General features: G+C 71.2%; 1 pseudogene. It reads right to left on the reverse strand.

Annotated features, from left to right (window positions below):
• Window positions 1–326 (reverse strand): annotated as a pseudogene (locus RB628_RS41750) (hypothetical protein); the annotation flags it as partial.

Raw genomic sequence — 326 nt, forward strand, 5'->3', positions numbered from 1 at the left:
TTGCACACGTTGGCGGCCTCGTCGAGGACGCACAGGGCAGGCGGGTCGAGCCGCCCACCGGAGCGCTCGGCGACGACCACGGCCGCGCGCATCACCGCATCGGCCGCTGCCGCGATGATCGCCGAGGCCGAGCCGCCGCCGTCCTTGCTGAGCAGGTACAACGTGTCCCGGGAGGTGGCGAACGCAGAGGGCTTGAACTCGGGAAGCTGTTTGCTGGGGGTGACCCAGGCGGCGACGTCCGGGTCGAGCAGGCAACTCGCGTACTGCCGCGCGGTCTCGTAGATGCCGTCACGGGTTTCCGTGGCCCCGCTGACGGTGCCCTGGAG

Source organism: Streptomyces sp. ADMS, assembly GCF_033441795.1.
Taxonomy (GTDB): Bacteria; Actinomycetota; Actinomycetes; order Streptomycetales; family Streptomycetaceae; genus Streptomyces.